Origin of the sequence: Shewanella livingstonensis (genome assembly GCF_003855395.1) — a bacterium.
Taxonomy (GTDB): domain Bacteria; phylum Pseudomonadota; class Gammaproteobacteria; order Enterobacterales; family Shewanellaceae; genus Shewanella; species Shewanella livingstonensis.
On sequence record NZ_CP034015.1, the window covers coordinates 3,672,705 to 3,698,337 of the forward strand.

Here is a 25,633-nt window from a genome sequence, read left to right on the forward strand (position 1 = left end):
ACTAATCTAAACAGCATTAACTATTACATTAGTGATGTCTGCAACCATATCATCCAGTGAGTCAGATCGATTTTAAATGGGCAGCCTCAATACTAATGGGATATCAGCTGACTCGCCGGCGTAGATAGCACTTTTTGTGCTAAATACCGTTGCTCAAAATCGTGACGGCATAATACATGCGAAAATAAATACCCTTGGCCATAATCACAACCAGCTAACGCTAACAATCGTCGCTGGCTTTCGGTTTCAACACCTTCAGCAATCACTTTAATTCCCAGTTTATGGGCCATCACAATAATGGCTTCGCACAAATGAAGATCATTACTTTCTGTAGTCAAATTACTCACAAAACATTGATCAATTTTAAGGTAACTAATATTAAATTTCTTTAAATAGGGTAATGATGAAAAACCGGTACCAAAATCGTCGAGCGAGATTTGTATACCCGCTACACTATAAGCTTGTAATTTAGACTCAACGTTAGCGTCAACATCAAGCAATAAATTTTCAGTAATCTCGATACAAATATTATGGGTCATTAGTTCGAGTGAAGACATGTGTTGAAGCCAATTCTCAACCTCGCTAGACTCATCTCTAAACTGCACAGATGACATATTAATACTGATTTGAATAACGCAATTAAATTGCGTCTTCCATTTAGCCGCTTGCTCGCAAGCTTGATAAAATACCCAATTACCAATATCAATGATCATCCCAGTCTCTTCAGCAATAGAAATAAAATCTGCCGGCGAAATTAAGCCCATCGTTGGATGGTTCCAACGTATTAACGCTTCCACCTTGACAACCTGTTGAGTGGATAAATCCATAATAGGTTGATAATAAAGCTCAAATTGTTGCTGTATAATCGCAACTTTAAGGTCTTGAATCAGCATCATCCGCTTTTGTGCATTATCTTGCATTGCAGAGGTAAAATAATTAAATCTATTACGACCATGGGTTTTGGCCGAATACATTGCTTGATCGGCATTTTTTAATAATGCTTCCGTTGTCGTTGCATCATCAGGAAATAAGGTAATACCAATGCTGCCACTAATATAAGCGGTTTGGTCACCTAATAAATAAGGTTCAGCCAATCGCTTAAGTATTTGCTGTGCAACACGTTCAACACCATGAGTATCCTCAAGATTGGTCAACACTATGGTAAATTCATCACCACCAAGACGCGCGACAATGTCGGTTTCTCGTACGCAATGCTTTAAACGATCTGCTGTTTCAAGTAACAACACATCGCCCATATCATGGCCCATGGTGTCATTAATCTCTTTAAAATAATCTAAATCTAAAAACATCAATGCAAAATGATCATGTTGCCGCTCAGAGCTCAATACCTCTTGATTTAAAAATGTTAACAACATCCTCCGATTAGGTAAACCAGTGAGCGCATCATAATTGGCTTGGCGCCATATTAACTCTTCAGTTTGCTTTTTTTCAGTAATATCGGAAAATAATGCAACAAACCGAGCAGCCTGCGACTTGGTCCGAATAATTGAATTAATGGTTAATAAAATAAGGTAATTTTGACCATTTTTACGTCGCATCCACACTTCACCATGCCAATGCCCTTGCTGATTAAGCTGCTGGGCTAACTGTTGGTAAAAATGCTTAGGCTGCAGGTCAGTTTCAAACATCCGTAAATGTTGTTCTTGAATATCGGTTTTAGTAAACCCGGTAATAAAAGAAAATGCAGGATTAGAATCAATGATAATCCCTTTTGCGGTAAACACGCTCATCGCTTCGCTAGAGTTTTGATACACTGATGAAGCAATACTTAACGAATCTTCTACCTGCTTAATATCAGTAATATCACTATGCGTACCACACATTCTAAGCGGTTTACCTTTGTCATCAACATCAACGACACTGCCCGTTTGCAAAATCCAACGGCTACCACCGTGTATATTCGTTAATTGATATTCAACACGTTGGCTAATGCTGCGGCCTTTTATAATCTCATTAATACTGCGAAGAAACTTAAATTTATCTTTTTGCTGTATCGCATTAATCCACCGTTCAGGATGCAGATTTAGCTCATCCATTGAGCAACCTAAAATGTCAGCACTGTATCGATTGGTACTAATACGATTACCTTGGATATCCCAATCCCACACACCTAGCTCACTACTATCAAGTACCAGTGCGAGTTGCTCTTTACTTTGCAGTAAAGCTTGCTCGGCTTGTTTTTGTTGGGTGATATCGAGAAAACCAGCAATCACCAAAAAGGTATTGTCTTGAACATGGCGACGGCACGCAATCGTCACATGGGTGTAAACAACCGAACCATCTTTAGCCATAAAACGCTTGTCAATTTCGTATTCGTTGAGTTCGCCTTTGAGCATTTTCTCGTACAGTAATAAATCTTTATTCAAATCGTCTGGATGGGTTAACTCTGCCCAAGTTAACGACTTTAGCTCATTTTCGGTGTAACCAAACATCCGACATAAATAAGGATTAACTTTCAGCCAATATTTGGTTTTAGTGGTAATAGAAATACCAATATTACCAATATCAAATTGATTATTAAAAAGAAAGTCTTCTTGTAGTTTGACTTGTATATCGCGGCCACGAAATACAATTTTGGCAAGTAAATGACCAATAATCATGGTCAATAAAGGTAACACCATCATGATAGGTAATGCTAAAGCACTAATCGTTTGCAACGCTTGTTCAAATGGCAATAAAAATAGCCATTGAAGCACGATGACATGCACAATTAGGCCAAAAATAAAAAATTCACGATAACTGATCTGATCCAATTGATGTCGGCGATACCTACGCCAAACTAATCCAATTAGCGCGCTGCCACTTAGCGAGAAGATACCAATCCATACCGCGACACCACCTAAGTTATAACGATATATTGCCATCATAATGGTTGCTATTAGTGTCGGGATCCCCCCAAAAAACAAACCACTTAAACAAAGCACCACAGAGCGGGCATCAAACAATATATCTTGTCGATAAACCAGTGGGTCCATCATGATGATGACACCAATCGTGCCAATTAGTGCACCCATAAAAAGTTGCCATAAAACTGGCGTCACTTTATTTTGATGCGTAGGAGATATTGAATACACATAAACTAGCGCAAGTAATAGCGCTGCATTTTCTAAAATTGAGAAAAAAACATTTAGATTAAACATCTATACATTTTCCTTATCCATCCTTAACAAGCACATTAGCATCCAAGCTGTCTCTGTTTAGTGTAGTAGAACCAGACTAACACTATGATTTTTTCATCTTTATACCGTAACTCATTCTATATATAAACAGCATAAAATTCATCTGAAATTTCGCAATGGCTGTTCGATAGAAATGGTATCTCAAGCTAACCCAATACAAAGATTCATAGTTTACTCATATAACCACTGCACCAAAACAACATCAAGCAAGATCACAGTTACTTAAAAAATGCGGTATTTGTAATAAATTGACCTAATGATTATGACTTATTCGACGTTAACGAGCCCCACGTCACATAATCGCAGCCGCGTTATTGATAGCTTTAATACAGAGAAAATTCAATTTTATATAAAGGACAATTCATATGGCGACTAAATTCTTTATTCCAAGTGTCAACATTCTTGGTCAAGGTAGCGTAGATGAAGCGATTAAAGACATCAACGCATTTGGATTTAAAAAAGCACTCATCGTGACTGACAAACCATTAGTGAGTATTGGTTTAGTCGCAAAGGTTGCTAAAAAGCTCAATGCTAATGGTATTGAAGTGGTCATTTTTGATGGTGTTCAACCCAACCCAACAACAGGCAATGTTGCTGCAGGTCTTGAGCTATTAAGAGCTAATCAATGCGACGTGATTATATCTTTAGGTGGCGGCTCACCGCACGATTGCGCTAAAGGGATTGCACTTGTGGCCACTAATGGTGGCAATATTAAAGACTACGAAGGTGTGGATGTATCAACTAAGGCGCAAATGCCGTTAGTTGCCATTAACACCACTGCCGGTACCGCCAGTGAAATGACTCGTTTCTGTATTATTACCGATGAAGCAAGGCACATTAAAATGGCCATCGTCGATAAAAATACCACACCTATTCTATCAGTGAACGATCCTGAGTTAATGCTTGAAAAACCAGCATCACTCACAGCAGCTACAGGTATGGATGCATTAACTCACGCCATTGAAGCCTATGTTTCTATTGCCGCAAATCCAATCACCGATGCATGTGCTATTAAAGCTATCGAACTCATTCAAGCTAATTTAATCAATGCCGTTATCCATGGCGATGACATTCAAGCTAGAGAAAATATGGCTTATGCTCAATTTTTAGCCGGTATGGCTTTTAATAACGCCAGCCTTGGTTACGTGCATGCGATGGCACATCAATTGGGTGGTTTCTATGACTTACCACACGGTGTATGTAACGCGTTATTACTGCCACATGTTCAAACGTATAATGCCCAGGTAGTACCTAAACGTTTGGCTGACGTAGCTAAAGCCATGGGTGTTGATACCGCAGCAATGTCAGACGAGCAAGGTGCAAAGGCGGCAATAGATGCGATTAAGCTATTATCAAAAGCGGTTAATATTCCAGAAAATTTAACCCTCTTAGGCGTAAAAGCAGAAGATATTCCGACCCTAGCAGACAACGCACTGAAAGATGCTTGTGGTTTTACTAACCCTAAACAAGCAACACACGCAGAAATCTGCCAAATTTTTACTAACGCTCTATAAAACGTAACGGGGATTACAAACGTTGGTAAATGGATGAGTAGGCTGATTTTAGCTAACTGGCCCCATTGCTAAACCCCAGTAAAAGTTAACGTGTTTGACTGAACAACCTAAGCCTGTATCTATTTACGGGCTTTTTTTTAGCTAGCGTTTAATGTAAAAATCTAACAATGACAACAACTTATTTTTAATTTAGTAAAAAGTGATGCTTAGATCTAAGTTCTTGAAATAAGGATTGACCAATACAAAAAATAAGGTCTATGATGAAAACACTTAGATAGCGAATAGGTAGGTAAACAATGACAGCAATCACTCATATATACAATTACACCGTTCGATGCCCGCATTATAAAGAAAACGAACAAACTGCAACATGGCTCAACCATATCGAAGTAAATCAATCGTGTGAAATAGCACTAGACCGTATCACTAAGTGGCATAACCTTTCTGGCACTAAATCATTTGAAATCGACGATTTTGTGATCAGAAAAGCTGACAATGAAGAAGCTTATTTTGCGATGCAAAGTGACCGCCTTAAGCATGATGGCCATGCTCTTGTTACCTTTAAAATATATTTAGACAACTGCTGCCAAGATGCTTCTCCTAATAAAATTATGGAGCATTTAATCGATGACTATCAACAACGTATTTCAAAAATCGAATAAGATATTAAGTCTATTGCCAGCTAACATTAAGGAGCTTTCATAGCTCCTTATTTTTATACTTTTTCCTCGTTCCTTTTAACAACCAGTCCCCAGTTAACACTCACCAGTAATACTCATTTGATTAAATAGTATTTATTAAGCGACATTGCATTAAGCCGCATTAGCTCGTATACCATGTGGAATAGGTAAGCCATTTTCATTTACGTTAACAAATACCATCTTATCAATAAAAGCAATCGGTGCATGATTGATTTTATTACGTATTTTACAACGAACCGTGACAGAGCTTTGGCCTAAGCTCACTAATTCAAACCCAAACTCAATAATGTCGCCTGTTTGTGCTGGCGCCATAAAGTTAATTTCTGATATCACTTTAGCAATATGTAATTTGCTGCGCATTTGGCAACTGGCAAAAATAGTGGCTTCTTCGTTTACCCAACTTAATAACTGGCCACAACACAAGCTTTGAGTGCTATTAAGGTGAATCGGCATAACGATATGACGTGAGAAGTATTTCATAGTGACCTCATTAACTGACTTATTAATTTAGCGTCGTTAGGCGCATACCTCTAAATAAGTAGCAATGATTAAGCCAAATATATTGAACCTTTAAAATCAGGCAGATAGGACAATTCGATAGTAATAACATTATCAATACGCACAATAAAAAGGCATTGTCGCACCAAAAAAGTAAAGGCCACACTCAATGTGGCCTTTACTAGGGCCTGTTGATCTTTCAAGGTTATTTTTGCAGCGAATTGTTGGCCATTACTCACATATACAACTGCGCGGCAGAGACTTCGAGATGTAGTTATTCTACATAAAAAGTCGATAACACAGTAAAAATGGCCAACAAACGCTGCCCGAAGGGTTCGGCTAAAAACGTTTTACTCTTTGTTGAATGCATTTTGCTTAGATGACTAGGCATCAATCCATTCGCCTCGATTAAAACGTTTTTAACTCGAACAAAATTCAACCAGCAAAGATCAACAGGCCCTAGACTGACTTACGCTTAAATAAATTACGATTAAAAGTTAACGAATAATCTGTTTTAAAGTGTTAACAAAAGTACCAATATCACTAGCACTAATATCTTTATGGGTCACTAAGCGTAACTGTCTACTAGGGCTGATGATGATACCGTTCTGGGCCAGTTTTACAGCAAGTACTTTAGGATCAATATGCGCTGCTAATGTGGCAAATACCATGTTGGTCTGCACCAAACTAACATCGACCGTAAATTCTGTCATATCGGCTAATAATACAGCTAAGGTATTAGCATTGTGATGATCATCAGCTAAACGGTCTACTTGCTCAGTTAAGGCTAACTTAGCCGCAGCAGCAATAATTCCCGCTTGCCTCATTCCACCACCAAGCATTTTACGCCACCGAGTCGCTTTAGCTATTAGTCGCTCATCACCTAACAAAATCGAACCTATAGGCGCGCACAATCCCTTTGACAAACAGATTGATACTGAGTCAAAGTACTGGGTAATGTCGGCCATGGCAATGCCCTGAGCAACCGCAGCATTAGCAATACGGGCACCGTCTAAATGAATTTTAAGACCGCGATTAAAAGCAAGGCTTTGGGCTTGAGCTAAATAATCCTGGCTTAATACCTTTCCGCCAATAGTATTTTCTAAACTCAATAATCGAGTTTGAGCAAAATGCACATCATCAGGCTTAATTGCGGCTTCAATATCACTCAGTAATATACTGCCATCAGCTTGGTTATTCAGTGGTTGAGGCTGAATACTGCCTAACACTGCAGCCCCACCACCTTCAAACTTATAGTTATGAGCTTGTTGGCCGCAAAGGTACTCATCACCACGTTCACAATGAGACATTAAGGCGAGTAAATTAGCTTGTGTGCCAGAACTTACAAACAAAGCACCATCAAAACCAAACATCTCAGCGGCCATATCTTGTAAACTATTAACGGTCGGGTCATCACCATAAACATCGTCACCAACCTCCGCTCTAGACATGGCTAAACGCATTGCTTCTGTAGGCTGAGTAACCGTATCACTTCGAAAATCAATCATGCTGCATTTCTATCCTCATTCACTCAACCATTACTTTGCTGCTGATGATATCTCTGTCAATGCAGCCAAAGCAGCATCATAGTTTGGGTGCTCACTGACTTCCGTCACTAACTCTTGGTACTTCAGTATGCCTTGGGGATCAATAATAAAAATAGAACGGGCTAATAGACCACGATCTTTGATCAACAAGCCATACTTTTCACCAAAGTCACGCCATACTGAATCTGACAACACTTTAATTTTATCGACATTTTCAGTTTGGCAAAAACGCTTTTGAGCAAACGGTAAATCTTCGCTAATGGTTAACATCACCACATCTGCATCGTATTTAGTAAATTCTTTATTAAACCGCTTGGTCTGTAATGCACATACGCCAGTGTCTAAACTGGGTACTGCACTAATCAAAACCGTCTTGCCTTTAAAGTCACTTAAACTGATGGGGTTAAACTTTTCATCGACCACAGTAAACAGTGGTGCGGCCGTATTTAAGCTCGGCATTTTACCCTCTAAAGCGACAGGATTACCGCCCATAGTAATCATGGTTTTTTCGCCAGCAAAACTGGGGGCGCTCATAAAAGATGAAGATAATAATGTGACCGCTGCAAAGATTGAAAATAGCTTCATGGAAAAACTCCTTGTATAAAAAAACCAGCAAATGCTGGTTTTTAAAATATTAACTTGCCTGCAATATTATTTTGCTGGAACTTCTTTCACATGTAAATCCATTTGTGGGAATGGAATTTCAATATTTGCAGCATCTAGAGCGTTCTTAATTTGCTCAAGTAATTCAAAACGTGTCGGCCAGTAATCAGAAGTGTTAACCCAAGGACGAACCACAAAGTTAATTGAACAATCCGCCAATTCAGCTAAGCCAATAGTATAACCAGGATCTTTCAATACTGATTGGTTGTTATCGAGCACATCGGCGATGACTTTCTTTGTTGTCGCAATATCTGCTGAATAAGACACACCAATGACTAAATCAATACGACGCTTTTCCAGTGCAGAATAGTTAGTAATGGTACCGTTCATAATCGCTGAGTTAGGTGCAATTATCATTTTGTTATCACCGGTACGTAAACGTGTTGAGAAAATAGTAATCTCATCCACAACACCTGCAACACCAGCAGCTTCAATAAAGTCACCAACACGACAAGGACGGAAAAGCACCATCAATACGCCTGATGCAAAGTTCGAAAGCGAACCTTGTAATGCTAAACCAACCGCTAAACCTGCAGCACCAATAACCGCAACCAATGACGCGGTTTGTACGCCAACTTGACCTAGCGTGGCGACAATAGTAAATACAAAGACCAACATCCACGCTAAGTTTGCCACAAACGAAACGACTGTTGCGTCCACTTTACGATTAGTCAGTAATTTGGTTGTTATGCGTTTTGCTACACCGGAAAAATACTTACCGATGAGAAAAATAACAATAGCAGCTAGCGCTTTAAGACCATAAGTCATCAAAAACTCAGGTGCCTGCTCCACTAAAGCGTCTAAACCTTCAAAATTTTCCATTCTCTTCTCCATTTAAAGCAGTCTTACTCTGCCGATATAATAAATTCTACACGTCGATTACGCTGGCGCCCTTCTACAGTGGCATTATCAGCTATCGGATTATTGTTACTCATGCCAACTATTGCAATTGACGTTGGTTGAAATTGGTACTCATTTACGAGTAAATCTTTAATGGCTGCAGCACGTTTAAGTGATAACGCCATGTTAACGGCATCACTACCGATATTATCAGTGTGGCCTTCTACACGAATGGCTACTTGAGGATGTTGTTCTATATATTGTTGCACTCTAACTAACGTTGGCCGTTGAGTTAACAACACCTCTGACTTATCGAAATCAAAATACACAGGTTGAAGGATAGACCCAAAACAATCGACAGCTAAGGAAACATCTCGCTGCTGCCGACATTGTTCTGCAATAAGTGCAGCGTTATTCGTTATAGTCGCGCCTAATTCAGCATCATCAAATTCATCGTCATCTTCAGCATCTTCATCAACGATTAATAACTCGGTATCAATACAACCGTTTGCCATAACAACACTATTCGTTGGAGTATCATTACAAGCATCTTTTTTATCGGGTACGCCATCAAAATCAGTGTCAATCCAAGCGTAAGCTGTGGAGATAAAACACCCAAATAAGATCAATATCACCGTTCGAACGATAGTCATAAATCCCCCTTCGACATGACATCGAAATTTGTTAATGAATCGTATTTTACCTGTTTTTTGCTTAAATTAAAAGACAACACTTTATAATCAATACCTTGCGCATTGAGCCTTCAGTAAAGTTTATCTTAAGCATGATATGGATATCGGCTCTATGCCGGAAAACCTTATTGCCGCCTTAATTATCCACTAACCAAAAATAACCAAAAAATTAACATCTGTACGAGTTAATTGTTTGCTTTGACACAATTTATAACAAGCTTAACCTCTCTGTTCCCCGCATTAACATTGACTTTATTGCCTCTTAAAGGGTATATAAGGTTAGCTTTTTGATGTTTGGTCAGCTTTTGGCATCAAAATGACATTCTTTATTATAAAAAATAACCAATAAAGTTGCTCAGTATTGCTTCATCACGAATAAATGTTCGTTATTTTAGGCTTTATTCGCTGAAGGAATCATAGACAACTCTTGAAAACAATTATTTCTGTGATGATATTTTCTCACAGGCAATCACAAGCTTAAGGTGGAAAGACTTAATGAGTGACGCAAAACCTCAAGGTACATTGTTTGGACACCCTAAGGGGTTGTTCTTACTTTTTACAACAGAACTATGGGAACGCTTTAGCTATTACGCAATGCGTGCCATTTTAGTACTTTATTTAGTCGATAAAGTACAAAATAACGAAGCTGGTGGCGGCTTAGGCTGGAGCCAAGCTGACGCATTATCACTATATGGTACTTTTACCGGTTTAGTTTACTTAACACCATTGATTGGTGGCTGGTTAGCCGACAATGTACTTGGTCAACGTAAATCTATTTATATCGGTGGCTTTTTAATGGCTGCGGGTGAATTTACGCTAGCTGCACCACATAGCTGGATGCCGGGTTTAGAAACCACGATGTTTTATATTGGTTTAGGTACGTTAATTTTAGGTAACGGCCTGTTTAAACCAAATATCTCTACCATGGTTGGTGATTTATATCCTGCGGGTGATCACCGTCGTGACGGCGCATTTACCATATTTTATATGGGCATCAACTTAGGTGCGGCGTTATCAGGCTTTATCGTAGCTTGGGCTTATACTTCATTTGGTCATGAAGTTGTTATTGGTGGTGAAGAAGTATTTATCAACAACTGGCAAGCAGGTTTCTTCTGCGCCGGTGTTGGTATGATTTTATCGTTAATTATTCAATTTTTCTTTGCCCAAAAATTACTTGGTGACATCGGTACTGAACCGGCAGCTAAAGTAGAACAAAGAAACAATGCAGCTAAAGGCAAAACCAGAAGTGAACCACTAACTAAGGTTGAGCGTGACCGTATTAAAGTCATTATGGTAATGGGATTATTTACCATTATATTCTGGGCAGGCTTCGAACAAGCTGGCGGATTAATGAACTTGTTCACGAATAACTTCACCGACCGTATGATTGGTTCGTGGGAAGTACCTACCACTTATTTCCAATCGCTCAATGCTATCTTTATTGTAGTTTTTGCTCCAGTGATTGCCTCTATTTGGATTCGCTTAGGTAAAAATGAACCTAACTCACCCGTTAAATTTGCGTTAGGTTTATTCCTACTGGCCATTGGTTTCTTATTCATGATGGGCGCTGTATTCGAAATGGGTGGCGACGCTTCAGTTAAATCAAGCATGTGGTGGTTAGTAGGAGCTTACTTCTTCCACACCATGGGTGAATTATGTTTATCACCAATTGGTTTATCGATGGTCACTAAACTGGCTCCACTGCGTATTGCATCATTAATGATGGGTGCTTGGTTCCTATTTATTGCTGCTGCAAACAAAATTGGCGGCCTAGTTGGTTCGTTGATTGGTCATGGCGGCGAAGTTGAAGAACAACTTGCTAACGCGATGGCTATTTTTGCTGGTATCGGTATAACAGCGGTTATTTCGGGTATTATTTTATACTTAATGTCTGATAAATTAGTTACTTGGATGCATGGTGCTGAAGGCAAACATGACACTGAAGAGCAAATTTTAGAAGAAGAAATCGCAGTCACGGCTGAGCATGAAGCCATTAAGCGTTAATTGGTTTTGATGTAGTTGTTATGCAAAAAAATCCCCTTCAAGTTTAACTTGTGAGGGGATTTTTTATATACCTACATCAAGTGCAGCTAGGATAAGGAATAGAGCGCCTGCGGCTGTTAGAGTCGCTTCGCAGCTAGAGCAGACAGCGTCCTGGCAGGATCGCTTCGCTGCTAGAATGGACAGCGTTCTACTAGGATCGCTTCGCTATGCAGTTTGCTTTTATAGCCTCTAGCCGCGAAGCGTCCTAGCAGCGCAGCGCTCTAGGTTTCTAATGTCTAATGTCTAATGTCTAATGTCTAGTGTCTAATGTCTAATGTCTAATGTCTAGTGTCTAGATAGACTTAAACAATAATCAGCGACACGCTAGCTGTATAAAGCCACCAGCCTTGATATCAGATTGATAAACGAGCCCTGTAAAGCGGTTCTCAAGCAGTTGTTGTTTATGCTCATGCAAATGCGTACCAATACAAATTTGTTCATCCCGCAATAAAGTACGAATGTGCATACTTGGCTTCCCCCATAACGAACAGCCAAGAGGAGCTGACTCTGGTAATGCCAAAGGCGTAAGGTCATTACCATTACGCAAATAGCACCTTAGCCCTTTGCCCGATTGCCCTATTAATAAGCGATACTGGCTTAAATCGATACACACATAAATAATATCAGTATTAATGTGCAGGCCAGATTTCACCATACGATCATTAAGATAAGCCAACATATTATCTGGTTCGATGAGGGTATTACTTAAACCATTTCTAAACAGTTTAAGTTTCTGATTAATAAAACTGCGTAACAATACACAGCCAAAAGCAGCGCTATTGTCCTCCGGAGAGAAGTGCGCCATGTACATAATTAAATGATCCTCACCCACCATAGTGGAATCGATAAAGTAAGCACTCACATCATTATTTTTAAACAGGCTGTAATTGATATCGGCTTTAGGGTAGTACACATGTGAAGCAGGAAATAACTGCTGCTGAACACTTTTAGCCGCTTGGGCATTTTGCTCAAGTAGAAAAACATTGTCAGTAAGCTCTTGATATGACAATTCATTCATTTCTTGTAAATGTGATTGCCCAGAAACATTCATAGGGGTAGATGCTGTCATCAACGCTTGCACAATCGCTTGTTCAATAATCAATAAATCAGCGATTGGTTTAATCAAATAATCACTGGCACCAATGCGCAGAGCCTCTACTACATCAGACATCACATCATTACCAGAAATAACAATGGCGGGAATAGCGGGGTTAATATCTTGCATTTGCTTAAGCATCGACAAACCATCAAGACCAGGCATGCTTAAGTCGGCAATAACAATATCAAAAATGGCATGGGAAAAAAGCACAATGCCCTCATTCCCATTACATGCTTGTTGAACTCGAGCACCCTGAGCTTGCAAAAAATCGGTAACAACACCGCGAAATATCGGGTCATCTTCAACAAAGAGAATTTCTACATCCGTTAGCGCCATACCACAACCTCGCAAACATATACTTTCGAGGTGCCTGTATGCCTCGACTATTCTAGCTCGTCTAAATACTCGTCAAGTAACTCATCGCTAGCTGGGTTAGATGGCACATCACCATCAAACACTTTGTAATCCATATGCTGCAAATAGGCATCTTTTACAAAAGCATAAGGGTCAAGAGCATTGTCTAATAACCTTTCTTGATCAATGGCTTTAGAACGAGCATCCAAACCTTTTAAGCCCCATTTAAGTACTGACTGCCAAAACGTTAACTCCGATAAAGGAAAGTATAGACCATCCACCCAATCGGAGGCGATTTCTCTTGTCACTATTGGGCCATAAAATGGTGCCATAAAATAAGGACCATTCGGGGTACCGTAATAGCCGAGTACTTCATTAAAATCCTCTTGTTTACGATGCATCCCCATCATGTCAGCAACATCCACCAACCCCAATAAACCTAACGTGGTATTAACCGTAAAACGACCGCCGGCATTAGCTGCCCAGCCCCACTTTCCCTGCAAGGTATTGTTCACCAACGAGCTAGGCTCTTCTAGGTTATAAACAAAATTATTAACACCTGTTCTTACTGGATTAGGAACATAATCTTTATAACTATGAGCCACTGGGCGAATAATATATCTGTCTAAAAACAGATAATTAAAATCCCACATTGTGCGGTTAATTTCTTCAAATGGATCGCGAGGATCATTATATTTGATTTCAACTGCAGGCAGCGATGATGCGATAACTTGAGGTGCTTCTGCTTGGGCATATACTGGTATGCTAACAGCAAAGATCACCTGAAGTAATATCCATTTATACTTCATATAACTCTCTTTAAAATGACAAAAGGTTCTACTCAACAAACTGCTATTTCTGTCTTTTTATTAAAGCAATTTTTGTTCAAGTCGATATAATTTAACAGGCTAGTGTTAGGCTGTTATCTTACAATATTTAACAGTCGGGCGTTGTTAATACGTCTCTGTTACTGGCAATCATTCACTAAATGGTAATCCAAACCATATGAGTTGCCCCAATAACGGTAACAGGGGGCTAAGGATACTGCGCCTTTTGACAATATCAATCAAAAATTGTAAATGAAGCAGATATTCTTAATTTACAATTTGGTTGATTTCTATAGATAAACACATTCGTTTGATAGGATTTTTTATGGCTGTGCCAACAACGCTTCCCAAAAAAGCGGTCAATACCGTCACATTTAAACCTGCAGATGCAAGTCAACAACCAGTGCCTCAAGATAAAAAAACGCAAATCGACAGTACTTCTTTGCCAACAAAAACAACAAACGATAAATCGGTTTCATCCACACCATCCTCCACAAAATCAGATTTAGCCGCAGCGTTATTACCTGTAAAGGTTTTGCAACCACCAACAAGCGCACAACTCAATGTAACCATTGAAAATCAGCAGTATCAGCTTAATAAGACCGCTGAATTACAAAAATTATTGCAACAAACAACCCAAGTGGTAATAGCAAGTGATCAAGCTAAACTGGTCGCTCGAGCTACTGCCAGCGTAAATCAGCCAACAGCCCAGGCAGAGGTTATTAGCAACCAAGTAACGCCTTCAACACTGACTTCTGCGTCAACGGCTTCAGCTACAGTATCACCACCTCAAACGGTCACCACTCAGCTAGTGCTTTTGGCACAACCTATTCTGTTTGCCTTACCACAAGCTCTTGAGGAATTAGCAAAACAAAATGGTGTTTCAACACAACAACTAGCGACATTAGCAACAAGGGCTCAGGGTTATCCGCTGCCAACCGCCGTAATAGATCAAGGACAATTAACGTTTTTTGGAGGGACAAGTATTAAACTTGCGTCCAATACCTCTTTAAGCTCAGGGCAATATTTAGCCAAAGTTGTAGTACAAAATCAGCAACTGCAGCTCGCTCTCACACCTGTCATTGCAGAAATAAGCGTTAATTTAGCTAAACTCAATAGCCCTCAAACAATACAGCCTCTTCAAACAGAAAACATCGTTATCACTAAAAATGAACCGGCACAAATTCTTAGTCAATTTTTAAAAAAGCTAGAATCAACCCCATTGCCTAGCAATAATAATGTGACTAAAGCAGGCGACACCTTAACCAATATCAATACAGGTTCGGCTAGCGTTATGTCTCAAATAGGCCAAAATAGCAGTACAGCAAAAACAGCCGTACCGATAACACAACAAGCGGCACCCACACTGCCACCAGAAACTAACCTAGCAAAAACGAGTATAGATAAGACGCAACCAACAACGCCTCCTCAAAGCGCCATCACTTCGCCAAACACGCTCAAAGCAGACACGGCACCTATCATCATAAAAAATGATCTGCCCAATAAGTTAACTACCGACCCAGCTCCAATTGAAGTTCTCAATAAAGCCTTATCTAAAGCAGGCGCTATGCCTATAAAACAGCAGCTAACTCAACAAATCCCGCATAACCTGGCCAGCGAACTCTTTAAACATTTACCACAAATTGGCCCACATCCATTAAGTGCATTAAGCGACCCTGCATTACTCAGTAGTGAACTATACAGTTTAGCGGCGCTCAACCTTGCCCAGACTCAACTTGGTCATACAAGTAGCTCACAAACCTCACCACTATTTTCAGGTAGCGCAATCGCCAGCCTATTTCAAATATTATTAGGGGTAAAAACTAAATCAACAGGTACGGCGATCAGTGACAAACTTCAAGCCCACTTGGCACAATTACAACAACGTACCCTGAGTAAACTCAGCGCTAATTCAGGATTATTAGCAGCTCTAGATAAGTTAGGTGGCACAGACTCACTCGCACAATTAGCCAGTAGTATTGCCCTATACCAACACGCAAGCACTGATCCTAATCAAGCCATGACATGGTACTTTGCCTTGCCCTACTCAATAAACCAGCGTGATGAGCAATTTGAAGGTAAATTTGAACAAGAAACAGATCCAAACACAGATAAAAAAGCTGGCTGGAAGCTACAGCTTAAATTTAACTTAGCTCAAGGCTCATTGTTGATTTGTGTACATAAGCAAGCAGAGGTGCTCGATATTCAATTTAAAGGCAATAACCAAATGCTACTTACTAAAGTAGAACGTTTTAACCAAGCATTATCAGAAAAAATATCTCAAATAGGTTTTACCCCAGGTAAACTTACAACTCAGTTAGCCCAAATCCCAGCAACCTTATTACCTGGCGACCACTATTTAGTCAAAACGAGAGCTTAATAGAGAATATGATGAAGGATGACTCAAAAAAAATACAACAGGCTGTCGCACTTAGTTTTGATGGTAAAAGTGCTCCTAAAATTACCGCTACAGGCAAGGATTTAGTTGCCGAAGAAATGATATTAATTGCTAAAGAAGCTGGCATCCATATCCATCAAGACCCACATCTCAGTGAGTTTTTACAACTCTTAGAATTAGGCGACGAAGTGCCTAAGGAGCTATACCTATTAATCGCAGAGCTAATTGCTTTTGTGTACATGTTGGATGGAAAATTTCCTGAGCAATGGAGTAATCTTCATCAAAAAATCGTTGCCCAAGCTTAAGTCATAAGCGTTAAACCTTAAACCTTAAACCATAATAGAATAATTTATATAGCGTGAATAATGGGGTTATGAGTTAACAAAGTTAATGCAGTACAAATTGGTAAAACAGTCTTATGGTAATAATAATGCCACCTAAAATAAGGCCTCCGAGACACAAACCAGCTAAATGATCTTGATCAAAATCGAGCCAATCATTAAATGCTGCATAATACCGTAATGATATGCCATACAACACAATCAGCGCTAAAGAGATAAAACTATATAAGTAGTGTTCTGGATAGAAAAGAGTCAATAATGGAATAAATGCCAGTGCATAATCACTGCCCTTTTTTTGTACGTTACTTCGATTCACAATAAACACATCAATACACATCTGGATTGGAATATAAACTGCCAGCAATCCTAATAATCCAATAAAATTCATCACGCCCCCCTTATTGGGCTGTGACAAATATCCATATCTACATTGCTGTAAATAATATTATCAAGAATAAAGTCGTCAACAAAAATAGCAGCATAAACGCCAAGACGAATAAGTAAATGATGAATAGCAAGGATCGGAGAAATAGAAAAAATATTAAGAGATAAAGCTTGGGTAACTCGACAATACAATCGCTTCATTACAAATCCATTTTACTAATGCATATCCATTACACATGTGCTAAAAAATAACTATTGAACAACTTCAAGTTCAACTTCAACTTCAACTTCAACTTCAACTTCAACTTCAATCTACGGAGTAAATCAACGCTAAAGCACTGTGGTCAACATCACTAACCACAACTTATTTATACATTAATAATATATAAAAACAATATTTTACAAACAAAAAACAACCAATAAATAATAGTTTTTTTGACTCATGTGCGGTATCAAGCCTAGAACAGTATTGCCAGCCAAGAAATGCGATATAACTGAACGTCATAACCTGTTCTATTTTAAACATTCTAATTATGTATCTATACCAGCATAATGCATATAACTTTATCAATGAACGCCTGACAAATGAACAATATAACTAATATAACCAATATGACGATAGTTGAGATAACGAATACCATACTGCTTGAAAATTAATCGCACATATAGCCAAACAATCTCGATATGCAATATTTCGCATCCCGAGAAGTCATAAAATTCAAGATCGTTAATTTCTCCCGCATAAACGTCGTTACCATCTTTTGTGGTAATGTTCATAAAATAGCGGACTCATTACTATCGTTTTTCTATTTTATAACCTAGAAACATATTGCTTGCCCCATTGCCCTAAGGAAGTTTCCATCAATATCTGCACTGTGCTGATGATATTAATAAGCAACTCGCCATAATCTTCAATGTCGGCTTTGTTCAATTATTCTACAAAAATATTAAAAAAATATTTTGAAGTGACTTGGATATAAAGTTAAGCCAAATTCAGCTAATAACTGAATAGTTAACGCAGGAAATAGTTATGACAACCAACCTTAAACTGATATCCGTACTGACGGCTTGTTCTATCTTACCTGCTCATGCACAAATGGTAAGTTTTGATGATTACGGACCATTGCAGGTATACGCACAATCACCCATGCAGTCTATTAATCTGACTCCACTTTTACGCTCTGGCTTTTCGTTACCCAAAGGGCAAAAAGAATGGTACATCACAGCTAATGTCGCCAGCGTCTGGTCTGAATCAGATGATCTGCTAGCCGATTACTACCAAAATGCAATCAGCAGTGGCCTAAAGTGGCAAATCACTGAAGATTTACTGCTTGATGCTAGTTACACTTGGCAATTTAGTGGCGATAACCATTTAGACTCATTAACAATGTGGTTTCACGATGCTTTTGGTTTTGATCAAAATGGACGTAACCAGCAAGCTAAACATCAAAACCAAATTCATTCGAACAAAAACGGTATTAATTTAGATAACTTTAGTGGCGAAACGCTCAACAATGCTCTTAATGCATACTTAGGCTACCAAGTACTACAAAATGAGCATCATGGCATTTCCGTCGGCGGTGCTCTGTACTATAAATATGTCGATTCGGGCCCATTTGTCGATGAAAGTCTTCAGCAAAGCCTACAAATCAATTATGGCTATCACAATGGTAATCATCATGTTAACTCAACCCTTGGAATCAGCTTCTTGCATAATAAGGAACCGGTATCGCAAAGGGCGTTTGAATCACATTATTTAATGCTAGGTCTCGGGTATGAATACCGTACTGGTCGACACGGTTGGTTAGCTGAATACCACCGTTATGATGGGATGGTGAGCTGGGATGAGAACTTCTCAGAGGCATCTAATGAAGCATTACTAGGTTATCGCTATTACTTCAACAGCAGCGCAATCGAATTCACTATGGTTGAGAACTTTTTAAACATGGATAACAGTGCTGACATTGCTTTTAACTTAGGTTATCGGCATAAGTTTTAGACTCTAGGCCGCTTCGCTGATAGTGCGCTACGCTTTTAGGGCGGACTACGTCCTGCTAAGGACCGCTGCGCTGTTAAGCTTAGACTCTAGTTTCTGTGCGCTGCGCTTCTAGGCTTTAGCTTTTATAGCATCTAGCCGCGTAGCATCTAGCAGCGCAGCACTCTAGGGCCTGTTGATCTTTGCTGGTTGAATTTTGTTCGAGTTAAAAACGTTTTAATCGAGGCGAATGGATTGATGCCTAGTCATCTAAGCAAAATGCATTCAACAAAGAGTAAAACGTTTTTAGCCGAACCCTTCGGGCAGCGTTTGTTGGCCATTTTTACTGTGTTATCGACTTTTTATGTAGAATAACTACACCTCAAAGTCTCTGCCGCGCAGTTGTAAATGTGAGTAATGGTCAACAATTCGCTGCAAAAACAACCTTGAAAGATCAACAGGCCCTAGTTACCTAGGTGTTTTCTTCTACTAAACAACCCAACACTCTATTTCGGCCTCGGTCTTTTGCTAAGTATAATTGTTTATCTGCCGTTTCAACTAAAATTTTATTCGGCATATCAAACATCGGTACTATGGTAGAAACACCTGCACTAATCGTGACAAAATCTGATATTGGTGAATTTTTGTGAGCAATTTTCAATGACACTATGCTGTCAACAATTTGCTGAGCCACATAAGTCCCGCCAATTAAATCGGTATTGGGTAACACACAAATAAACTCTTCGCCGCCAAAACGCGCCACTAAGTCATAAGGGCGGTTAACTGTGTCTTGTATCTTCTGTGCCACGGCACGTAAGCAAATATCGCCTTCGGTGTGACCATAGGTATCATTAAAATGCTTAAAAAAATCGATATCTAATAAAATAATAGTTAAAGGCTGTTTTTCACGCGCGCATTGTAGCCAACTTACGGGTAATACTTGTTCAAACTTACGTCGATTAGCCACGCCTGTTAATCCATCTAATAGGGCAATCGCTCGTAATAAATCAGAATTTAACTTCAATTTAATCTGATTTTTAATTCGTGCTTTAGTAATAACGGGGTTGATGGGTTTGTGAATAAAGTCGACCGCACCTAACTGAAAACCCTTAACCTCTTTATCTTCATCAAAATGTCCCGACACAAAAATAACCGCGACATCTTCGGTCTCGGGATCATTTTTTAAATGCGCGCACACATCAAAGCCATTTAACATCGGCATTTCAATATCTAACAGCACAATGTCTGGTTTGACTTTTTTCGACATATCAATGGCCTGGTGTCCATCTCGAGCCATATAAATGTCGTAATCAGCTTGTAATAGTTGATGCAATATTTTGATATTAACAACCTGGTCATCAACTAACAGTATTTTACCTCTAACTGGCTCAGCACCAGAAATATACTCATCTATGAACACGCATCACTCCTTAATTATCGATTTTAATGTATCGATAGCATCCAAGAACTCAAGCTGACTCACTTGATTTTTTAATCTTAACCACTGCTTATCTGCCGCCACATTGTTTAACAGGCGCTCAAGATATTCAATGGCATCTAAATTCTGATCAAGTAATAATTCCATTAAATGATTCATTTTATCAGCAGCTATACTTTGTATCGGCAATGCGGCTTTATTATCTAGGGGGCTGGCAGTTAATACCGCACTCTCGTCTGGAAATAAAGTATCTAACATATGCAAACTATCATTAATCTGGCTTTGCATTTGGCTTAAACAAGTGACCGAATCCACATTAATAGCATTGTTTATATTTTGCTCTAGCATAGCAGCAAAAGCAGCGAGTCGTTTAGCGCCAAGGTTGCTGGCAGTACCTTTAATCGTATGAGCAATACTGCTAATCGCGTCATTATTTTGCTGTTCGAATGCTTGAGTCAGCATTGATAATTGCTCTGACATTTCTGCTGCAAAATGATGTTTTACATCAATGAAAAATGCAAGTTCACCGCCAAAACGACGCAAAATAGAATCAGGATCCTCTATAATCACATCATCGTCGCTGTCGCTCAACACCTCTGGTAACCCAATAGGTTGATTATCAACAATAGAATGATAGTAAGTATTATCTTCTAGGGTCAAGAGGTTAAGCATACAAGGTAATAAAAGCGCCATGTCTATTGGTTTACCAATATGCTCATTCATACCGGCCTCAAGGCACAATGCTTTATCAGCAAGCGAAGCATTAGCCGTCATGGCTAAAATCGATAAATCATTAAAGCGGCCATCTGCACGAATAAGCCTCGTGGCTTCAAGGCCATCCATAACCGGCATCTGCATATCCATAATCACTATATCAAATTGATTATTAGATTTGGTAACCCAATCAACGCCTTCTATACCGTCATTAGCTAATGTAACAATAGCACCCTGTAGCCGTAACAATTCATCAATAACTTGTCTGTTCAGCTGGTTGTCTTCAACCACTAAAACCCTGACATCTTTTAGAACCAATTGAGTTATTTTTTTAGTCTGCAATGGTTGCTCTAAACCATTAATGGCTTGGTAAACTGCCTCAAGCATTAAATTGGCTGTAACAGGTTTGGTTAGCATACTGACAAAAGGCGCATGACTATATTGCTTGGTTTGCTCCATTACCTCGGCACCATACGCGGTCAACATTATAATGGCAGGAGCTTTACCTGCTGCAAACATTGATTGAATATGGTTGGCCGTTTCCAAGCCATTCATATCAGGCATACGCCAATCCATAATAATGACATCATAATGGCTAGTAGCATTTAAGCTTTGATCAATAAGATTGATGGCCTGTTTACTATTATGGGCTTCATTAACATAGGCGCCATGGGCCATTAAGGTTTTTGATAATATTTTACGGCTCATCTTACTATCATCAACAAGCAGAATATTTTTACCCAACAAATCGATATCTACATCACTGTTTTTCACTTCAACAATGTTAAACGTCAAATCAAACCAAAAACGACTTCCCTCACCAATGTGACTCTTTAGGGTTAACTCTCCGCCCATCAACTCAACTAAACGTTTAGTAATTGCTAGCCCTAATCCAGTCCCACCGAATCGTCTTGAGGTTGATGACTCAGCCTGAACAAAACCTTGGAAAATTTTATCCCCTTGCTCAGCACTAATGCCAATGCCCGTGTCGGTGATAGAAATGGTTAAATTAACTTGTTTTTCATTAGATTCATTGCAATGCACGCTAACAATTACGTGACCTTCTGCAGTAAATTTAATCGCATTACCGGCGAGATTTAGCAATACTTGGCGTAAACGAAGCTCATCACCTTCAATTAAGTATGGAATAGCAGGGTCTAAATCAAAAATAACTTCTATATTTTTATTGTGTCCATTCGTCGCCAACATCACCGCTAACTCGCGCATTAAGGTTTCGAGTTGAAATGGGTGCAAATCAAGCTCTAACTTACCAGCGTCAATTTTAGAAAAATCTAAAATGTCATTTAATAGGCCCAATAATGACTTGGCAGCAATTTCGGCTTTTGTCACATAATCAACTTGTTGGCGGCTCATATCAGAGTGCTGGATCAGCTGTAACATCCCTAATACAGCATTCATTGGCGTACGAATCTCATGGCTCATATTGGCTAAGAAAGCAGATTTAGCCGCACTGGCGGCATCAGCAGCCTGTTTAGCTAAGCGCAATGTTTGCTCTAACTCGCGTTGCTCAGTAATGTCACGGTTAATACCAACAACCCGCACTGGCTTACCCAATTTGTCATAGCTAATTTGGGCTCCAGCCTGAATATAGCGAACTTGATTCGAACGGGTAATCACTCTAAATATAGGATCATAAGCAATGTTTAAGTTAATGGCTTGCTGTAAAGCAAATGTAGCCATATCAACATCATCAGGATGAATTCGTCGTTGCCAATGCTGGTAATTTAGCCCTTCTTCACTCAACGATAATGGGTAATCGTACATGGCAAACATACGGTCATTCCATTGCAAGTCATTCGTATCTAAATCTAAATTCCAAATACCTAGCTCTGCCACTTCTGCCGCTTTGATCAGTTGATTACTGGCAGACACCAACTCTTCTTGTTGCTTAAGCATGGTATCAATGTTCACAGCAACGCCTAAATAACCAATAATCTCTCCGCTTTGATCTCGCATAGCCGATACCGACAACGATACTTGGCACTGAGTAAAATCTTTACGGATATAGGTCCAAGTCCGAGTTTCAGGCCCTTGAGTTCTTGGCTTATACACAAACACATCAAAAGTACTAATCTCTTCACCAAACTCTTCGCTTAACTCGATACTGCGTTGGTGAACTTCAGCAGGCACATGCATTATCGCCGGGCTTTGTTTACCAACAATTTCTTCAGCCTTATACCCGAGTAACAGCTCTGCACCACGATTAAACATAGTAATAATACCGTCATTACCCGTTGAGATAATGGCAATTTCTGTTGCCGCAGCAAGCACATTGGTGAGTAAAGAGCCGAGTTTATTTTTTTCTAGTTGGCTGTTTTTACGTTCGGTAATATCAATCCTCAATGCAATACAGCGATCAAGGTTACCGCTTTGATCCATAACGGGTGCAATAACCGTATCGAGCCATTTAATATTACCCTGACTATCACGGTTACAAATTTCATCATGCCAAGTCTGACCTGAATTAATGGTTTGCCACATGTTTTTCCAAAACGCATCATCATGTTCATTCGACTTAACAATTGAATGATTGTTACCAATCATCTGCTCTCGAGTAAAGCCAGAAGTTATACAGAAATAATCATTCACCGCTAAAATAACGCCATTTTTATCGGTTTCAGAATAAAGCAGCTGCTGATTGATGTTATCAAGTAAGGTTTTGTTTTCTGACAGGGCTTGTTGTAATGCATGGGTACGTGCGGTAACTTTACGCTCAAGACTGGCATTAATGCTTAAAATTTGCTTTTCCGCATTAAGCTGAATGGTGATGTCTCGAATAGTCTGGCTGACGCCAATAATTTTGCCAAACTCATTGTAAATTGCCAGTGAGGTCATCGACGTTGACAGTAGTTCATTGTCTTTGCGTTTGTGTTGGCTAATAAAGTTTAATAATGACTTACCACTTAATACCTGATTAAATTGTTCATTCTCTGCATCAATACCGTCGTTAGGCACAATAAACGTGGTTTTTTTGAGGCCAATCACCTCACTTTTTTCATAGCCAAAAATCGTTATCGCACCATCATTCCAGCTGGTGATCACACCATCACAGTCAAAACTAATAATAGCATCAAGTGAATGTTCTAAAATATTAGCGCGTCTTTCATTATCTTCTATAATCATACGCTTACGACCTAAAGCGTAACCGTAAAACCCAACAAACCCGCCGAGTAACAAACTAAAAATCACACCATAACTAAAAACGATCTTAGGTGAGGTTAAATGTAAACCACTAATAAACTCAGGATAAGCTAATAGCGATACTTGCCATTTACGGCCAAAAATCTCGCGTTCTAAGGTGACGAAAAAAGATGATAACGGATTAAGATCATTCACATGGGTTTCATAAAACATGACCTTGTTTTGATCATCGCTCACATCATTGATAAAAATTTTGGTCGTCTTACGGGATAGATTGATGTTATCAAAAACCTCATTAGCAACTAATGGCGCATAACTCCAACCAAAAGCATTTTGCTCCCTTAACTCCGGCGTTGATGGGGTAAAACCTGTGCGATAAATGGGCATTAAAATCAAAAAAGCTTGTAACGGATGACCAGTGGCTTGTACTAAAGTAATCGGCCCCGTTAAGCGTACTTCACCGGTTAAATATGCTTGTTGCGCCGCATTTTTACGATTTTCTTCTGAGGCAATATCTAAGCCGACAGCGCCAACATTACGCTCAACGGGTTCAATGTAATCGATTAAATATCGCTCATCGTCATGAGGATTCAGCTGGCGGACACTGTAATCTGGCCAATCATCCATTTTGGCTTTAGCAACAAAATCTGCTTCATCAGCTTTAGGCACTCGGCGGATATAACCAAATCCTCGAGCGCCTGGAAATTCACTTTCAATATCACGCGTTGAGCTATATTTGCTAAAAATTTCACGTGTGATGTTATCTTCACCAATGGTAGAAACGGCACCTCGGGCACCTCGTAAACCATATTGGTACAATACGATACGATCAATAATATTATTGGCAACTTGTTCGGTCACCGCTTTGAGTGATTTTGTAATAATATCGTTATTTTGATTCTTAACACTTAAAGCAGTAACAAAACTAATGACTAAGCCAAAAGCAAATACTCCAATACCCAATTTAAGCGCATTTTTATAACTCGATAGTTTGGTCATTTTTATCAGTAGTTAAGAGTCACAGACATTAACTTTGGACGAAAAATGCTTTTTTTACAAGCTAGACATTGAAAAATATAGTGTTTCCAAAATTGATTACTAATCTAGACCGCGGCGCTGTTAAGCTTAGACTCTAGGCCGCTTCGCTGATAGTGCGCTGCACTTCTAGGGCGGACTACGTCCTGCTAAGGACCGCTGCGCTGTTAAGCTTAGATGCTAGAGTCTAGCCGCATAGCGTACTAGC

Annotated in this window: 19 protein-coding genes; 6 read left to right on the forward strand and 13 right to left on the reverse strand. The window is 39.4% G+C overall.

Annotated elements, in window-relative coordinates:
• Positions 1–92: 92 nt before the first annotated feature.
• Entirely contained in the window at positions 93–3,161 is a 3,069-nt protein-coding gene (locus EGC82_RS15855; protein ID WP_124731621.1) for an EAL domain-containing protein, read from the reverse strand.
• 404 nt (positions 3,162–3,565) lie between these two features.
• Between EGC82_RS15855 and yiaY the strand changes: the two genes are divergently transcribed.
• Positions 3,566–4,714, forward strand: a complete 1,149-nt coding sequence (gene yiaY / locus EGC82_RS15860; protein WP_124731622.1) for an L-threonine dehydrogenase — start codon at positions 3,566–3,568, stop codon at positions 4,712–4,714.
• Positions 4,715–5,010: 296 nt separating this feature from the next.
• Entirely contained in the window at positions 5,011–5,376 is a 366-nt protein-coding gene (locus tag EGC82_RS15865) for a cytoplasmic protein (RefSeq protein ID WP_124731623.1), read from the forward strand.
• A gap of 150 nt (positions 5,377–5,526) precedes the next feature.
• Here EGC82_RS15865 and EGC82_RS15870 read toward each other — a convergent pair whose 3' ends face one another.
• From EGC82_RS15870 to EGC82_RS15895, 5 genes are all read right to left on the reverse strand, one after another.
• Positions 5,527–5,895 (reverse strand): acyl-CoA thioesterase, encoded by a 369-nt coding sequence (locus EGC82_RS15870; RefSeq protein WP_124731624.1) that lies wholly within the window; start codon positions 5,893–5,895, stop codon positions 5,527–5,529.
• A gap of 515 nt (positions 5,896–6,410) precedes the next feature.
• Positions 6,411–7,421, reverse strand: a complete 1,011-nt coding sequence (gene ltaE / locus EGC82_RS15880; RefSeq protein ID WP_124731625.1) for a low-specificity L-threonine aldolase — start codon at positions 7,419–7,421, stop codon at positions 6,411–6,413.
• A gap of 30 nt (positions 7,422–7,451) precedes the next feature.
• The gene (tpx, locus tag EGC82_RS15885; RefSeq protein WP_124731626.1) at positions 7,452–8,045 is read right to left on the reverse strand and encodes a thiol peroxidase; all 594 of its coding nucleotides are present in this window, start codon (positions 8,043–8,045) and stop codon (positions 7,452–7,454) included.
• 66 nt (positions 8,046–8,111) lie between these two features.
• Positions 8,112–8,945, reverse strand: a complete 834-nt coding sequence (locus EGC82_RS15890) for a mechanosensitive ion channel family protein (protein ID WP_124731627.1) — start codon at positions 8,943–8,945, stop codon at positions 8,112–8,114.
• A 23-nt stretch (positions 8,946–8,968) separates the two neighbouring features.
• Entirely contained in the window at positions 8,969–9,616 is a 648-nt protein-coding gene (locus tag EGC82_RS15895) for an OmpA family protein (RefSeq protein ID WP_124731628.1), read from the reverse strand.
• 534 nt (positions 9,617–10,150) lie between these two features.
• Between EGC82_RS15895 and EGC82_RS15900 the strand changes: the two genes are divergently transcribed.
• Positions 10,151–11,659, forward strand: a complete 1,509-nt coding sequence (locus EGC82_RS15900) for a peptide MFS transporter (RefSeq protein ID WP_124731629.1) — start codon at positions 10,151–10,153, stop codon at positions 11,657–11,659.
• A 352-nt stretch (positions 11,660–12,011) separates the two neighbouring features.
• On the opposite strand, the gene EGC82_RS15905 is transcribed toward EGC82_RS15900, so the two are convergent.
• Entirely contained in the window at positions 12,012–13,133 is a 1,122-nt protein-coding gene (locus tag EGC82_RS15905; protein ID WP_124731630.1) for a response regulator, read from the reverse strand.
• A gap of 47 nt (positions 13,134–13,180) precedes the next feature.
• The gene (locus tag EGC82_RS15910; RefSeq protein ID WP_124731631.1) at positions 13,181–13,960 is read right to left on the reverse strand and encodes an MlaA family lipoprotein; all 780 of its coding nucleotides are present in this window, start codon (positions 13,958–13,960) and stop codon (positions 13,181–13,183) included.
• 343 nt (positions 13,961–14,303) lie between these two features.
• On the opposite strand from EGC82_RS15910, the gene EGC82_RS15915 reads away from it, so the two are divergent.
• On the forward strand, positions 14,304–16,358 hold the full coding sequence (locus tag EGC82_RS15915) for a superantigen-like protein SSL4 (protein ID WP_124731632.1): 2,055 nt from the start codon (positions 14,304–14,306) through the stop codon (positions 16,356–16,358).
• 11 nt (positions 16,359–16,369) lie between these two features.
• A complete protein-coding gene (locus tag EGC82_RS15920; protein WP_124731633.1) occupies positions 16,370–16,681 on the forward strand; it encodes an EscU/YscU/HrcU family type III secretion system export apparatus switch protein in 312 nt (103 codons plus the stop codon).
• 82 nt (positions 16,682–16,763) lie between these two features.
• Here the strand turns inward: EGC82_RS15920 and EGC82_RS15925 are convergent, their stop codons facing one another.
• The 3 genes from EGC82_RS15925 to EGC82_RS15935 all read right to left on the reverse strand — a co-directional run bounded on the left by EGC82_RS15925 (position 16,764) and on the right by EGC82_RS15935 (position 17,878).
• Positions 16,764–17,105, reverse strand: a complete 342-nt coding sequence (locus EGC82_RS15925; RefSeq protein WP_124731634.1) for a hypothetical protein — start codon at positions 17,103–17,105, stop codon at positions 16,764–16,766.
• Entirely contained in the window at positions 17,105–17,302 is a 198-nt protein-coding gene (locus tag EGC82_RS15930) for a hypothetical protein (protein WP_124731635.1), read from the reverse strand. Before EGC82_RS15930 ends, EGC82_RS15925 begins: the two co-directional genes overlap by 1 nt.
• Positions 17,303–17,668: 366 nt before the next feature.
• Entirely contained in the window at positions 17,669–17,878 is a 210-nt protein-coding gene (locus EGC82_RS15935) for a hypothetical protein (RefSeq protein WP_124731636.1), read from the reverse strand.
• Positions 17,879–18,131: 253 nt separating this feature from the next.
• Here EGC82_RS15935 and EGC82_RS15940 point away from each other — a divergent pair, with 253 nt between their 5' ends.
• Positions 18,132–19,100, forward strand: coding sequence for a DUF3187 family protein (locus EGC82_RS15940; protein WP_124731637.1), 969 nt, complete (start codon positions 18,132–18,134; stop codon positions 19,098–19,100).
• Positions 19,101–19,548: 448 nt separating this feature from the next.
• On the opposite strand, the gene EGC82_RS15950 is transcribed toward EGC82_RS15940, so the two are convergent.
• Together EGC82_RS15950 and EGC82_RS15955 are read right to left on the reverse strand one after the other, a co-directional pair.
• Positions 19,549–20,496, reverse strand: a complete 948-nt coding sequence (locus tag EGC82_RS15950; RefSeq protein ID WP_124731638.1) for a diguanylate cyclase — start codon at positions 20,494–20,496, stop codon at positions 19,549–19,551.
• Between the two features lie 3 nt (positions 20,497–20,499).
• Entirely contained in the window at positions 20,500–25,389 is a 4,890-nt protein-coding gene (locus EGC82_RS15955; protein WP_124731639.1) for a PAS domain S-box protein, read from the reverse strand.
• Positions 25,390–25,633 lie beyond the last annotated feature (244 nt).